Origin of the sequence: Hydrogenophaga sp., from assembly GCF_028698005.1 — a bacterium.
Classification (GTDB): Bacteria; Pseudomonadota; Gammaproteobacteria; order Burkholderiales; family Burkholderiaceae_C; genus Hydrogenophaga.
In genome coordinates, this window is sequence record NZ_JAQVEJ010000267.1 from 1 (window position 1) to 2638 (window position 2638).

Consider the following 2638-nt stretch of genomic DNA (forward strand, 5'->3'; position numbering starts at 1 on the left):
TCGATCCAGGGCGCCTTTCTGGCCGCCCTGCTCATCGGCATGCTGCAGACCCTGCTGATCGCCGTGGACCTGCGCCTGGGCCAGGCCATCGGCATGCTGGCGCGGTACGCGCCGGCCGTGCTCGCCGACGTCAAGGTCTCACAGCTCGCGCCCATCGCACCCTACGCCCTGATGGTGGCCATGCTGTTGCTGCGCCCCCGCGGCCTGTTCGGAAGGAGGGACGCCTGATGACCCCCACCACAACCCTGGCCGTCTCCGCGTTTGCCGCGGTGACGCTGCTCATCGCCCTGCTGGGCGACAGCTTCATGGTCCAGCTGGCCACGCAGGTCCTGGTCCTGTGGAGCTTCGGTCTGAGCTACCAGCTGCTGTTCGGCCGCACCGGCATGCTGTCCTTCGGGCACGCCGTCAACTTCGGGCTGGCCGCGTTCTTCTCGGCCCATGCGGCACACTGGCTGGCCGGCTGGCCGGTCTACGAATTGCTGCCCCTGGTCGGTGCCCTGGTCGGCCTGATCTGCGGCGCCGTGTTCGGCTACCCGGTGACACGGCGCAGCGGCGTCGCCTTCGCCATGGTGACCCTGGGGCTGGGCGAACTCGTGGCGGCCTGTTTTCTGATGTTTCCGGGCTTCTTCGGCGGCGAGGCCGGCGTCACGCTGCGGCGCACGGACGTGGCCTCGCTGCTGGGCATCGACTACGGCCGCACCGACACACAGCTGCTGCTCACCGCCCTGTGGTCGCTGGTGGTGCTGGCCACCGTGCACTGGCTGGCGCGAACCCCCTTCGGCATGGCCACGCTGGCCGTGCGCGAGAACCCCCAGCGCGCCGATTTTGCAGGCTTTTGCACCGCCAACGTTCGCTGGGCGTCCTACCTGGTGGCCAGTGCCCTGGCAGGTGTGGCCGGCACGCTGTCGGCACTGGCCTACGAAATCGTCACCGTGGATGCCGTGTCGCTGCACACCTCGGCCAACGTGCTGCTGCTGACGGTGATCGGCGGCGTGGGCAGCACGCTGGGGCCGCTGGTCGGTGCGGTCTTCCTGACGGTGATGCAAAGCGTCGTTTCCGAATGGACCCGCGCCTGGCTCTTCTACTACGGGTTCGTCTTTGTCGCGGTGGTGTGGCTGGCCCCCGAAGGCATCGTCGGCCTGGCCAAGGCAAGCTGGCGGCGGCATGCACACGACGGCCCGGCCACCCGGACCATGGCTCGCGCCCTGGGCATGGCATTCCTGCTCGTGATCTTTACGGAGACCGCCTATCAGCTGGCCCTGGGCGAGCCGACCAGGCTGCCAGGCTGGCAGACCCTGGGACCGGGCGCGCTGCAGGCCGTCCTGCTGGGTTCGGGACTGACCGTGGCGCTGTGGCTGGCACGCGCCCTGCACCGCGCAGGAGGTATGCGATGAGTGCCCTGGAAATCCAGCACCTGCGCAAGTCGTTCGGTCTCACGGAAATCATCCGTGGCACCGATCTCCAGGTACACGAAGGCGAGCGGCTGGCGCTGATCGGCCCCAATGGCGCCGGCAAGTCCACCTTGTTTGCGCTGATCTCGGGCCAGCTCGTGCCGGATGCCGGCCGCATCCGCCTGCATGGCATGGACGTGACGGGCCACCCGCCCTACCGCGTGGCGCGCGCCGGGCTGGGGCGCAGCTTCCAGGTCAGCAATCTGTTTGGCGCCCTGAGCGTGCGCGAGAACCTGTGCATTGCCGCCATGTGGTCACAGGGGCAGCGCCTGGGGCTGCTGTCATCGCTCGCGCGGCATCGGCCGCTGGCCGCCCGGGTGGACGAACTGCTCGGCATGCTGGAACTGGGTGCGCGTGAAGACACGCCGGCCCGCGACCTGAGCTACGCCGACCAGCGCTTGCTGGAAATCGGCATGACGGTGGCGGGCAACCCGCGCTGCGTGCTGCTGGACGAGCCGACCGCGGGCATGAGCCGGGCCGAGACGCAGCGGGTGATCTCGCTCGTGCGCCGCATCAGCGAGGGACGCACGCTGATGATGATCGAGCACGACATGAACGTGGTGTTCGACCTGGCGGACCGCATCGCGGTACTGGTGTATGGCCAGGTGATCGCCGTCGATACCCCGGCGGCGGTGCGCAGCCATCCTGCGGTACGCGCCGCCTATTTTGGCCAGCACGCGTCACAGGAGGCCGCCGAAGATGCTTGAAGTACGCCGACTCAATGCCTTTTATGGTGCCAGCCAGGTGCTGTTCGACCTCGATCTCGGCCTCGCTGAAGGGCGGGTACTGACGCTGCTCGGCCGCAATGGCGCCGGCCGCTCGACCGTCGCCCGCGCCCTGGTGGGCCGCGTCAGCCGCAGCGGCTCGGTACGCTTCATGGACCGCGAACTGGTGGACGAGCGCGCCTTCCGGATCGCCCGCGCCGGTATCGGTTACGTCCCCGAGAACCGCGAGGTTTTCGGGCAGCTCGACGTCGAGGAAAACCTTCGCCTGGGGCAGCGTGCGCCCCTGCCCGGGGCCGCCACGACATGGGATCTGGCGCGCTGCTACGAGCTGTTTCCCCGCCTGCACGAACGCCGTCATGCCCCCGCGGGTGCGCTCTCCGGCGGCGAGCAGCAGATGCTGGTGCTGTGCCGGGCCCTGATGGGCAACCCGCGCCTGCTGATCGTCGACGAGCCCACCGAAGG

At 69.1% G+C, this 2638-nt stretch carries 3 protein-coding genes and 1 pseudogene; all 4 read left to right on the forward strand.

Annotated features, from left to right (window positions below; genetic code table 11):
- A pseudogene (locus tag PHQ87_RS15810) lies at positions 1-228 on the forward strand (branched-chain amino acid ABC transporter permease); the annotation flags it as partial.
- Entirely contained in the window at positions 228-1394 is a 1167-nt protein-coding gene (locus tag PHQ87_RS15815; RefSeq protein WP_300236518.1) for a branched-chain amino acid ABC transporter permease, read from the forward strand. The pseudogene PHQ87_RS15810 and the gene PHQ87_RS15815, both read left to right, overlap by 1 nt.
- A complete protein-coding gene (locus tag PHQ87_RS15820; RefSeq protein ID WP_300236521.1) occupies positions 1391-2158 on the forward strand; it encodes an ABC transporter ATP-binding protein in 768 nt (255 codons plus the stop codon). Before PHQ87_RS15815 ends, PHQ87_RS15820 begins: the two co-directional genes overlap by 4 nt.
- On the forward strand, positions 2151-2638 hold a 488-nt coding region (locus PHQ87_RS15825; RefSeq protein WP_300236524.1), incomplete at its 3' end, for an ATP-binding cassette domain-containing protein. The genes PHQ87_RS15820 and PHQ87_RS15825, both read left to right, overlap by 8 nt.

Bases quoted from the DNA above. Each gene is read 5' to 3' on its own strand.
- PHQ87_RS15815 (WP_300236518.1), top strand. From the start codon at position 228: ATGACCCCCACCACAACCCTGGCCGTCTCCGCGTTTGCCGCGGTGACG.
- PHQ87_RS15820 (WP_300236521.1), top strand. From the start codon at position 1,391: ATGAGTGCCCTGGAAATCCAGCACCTGCGCAAGTCGTTCGGTCTCACG.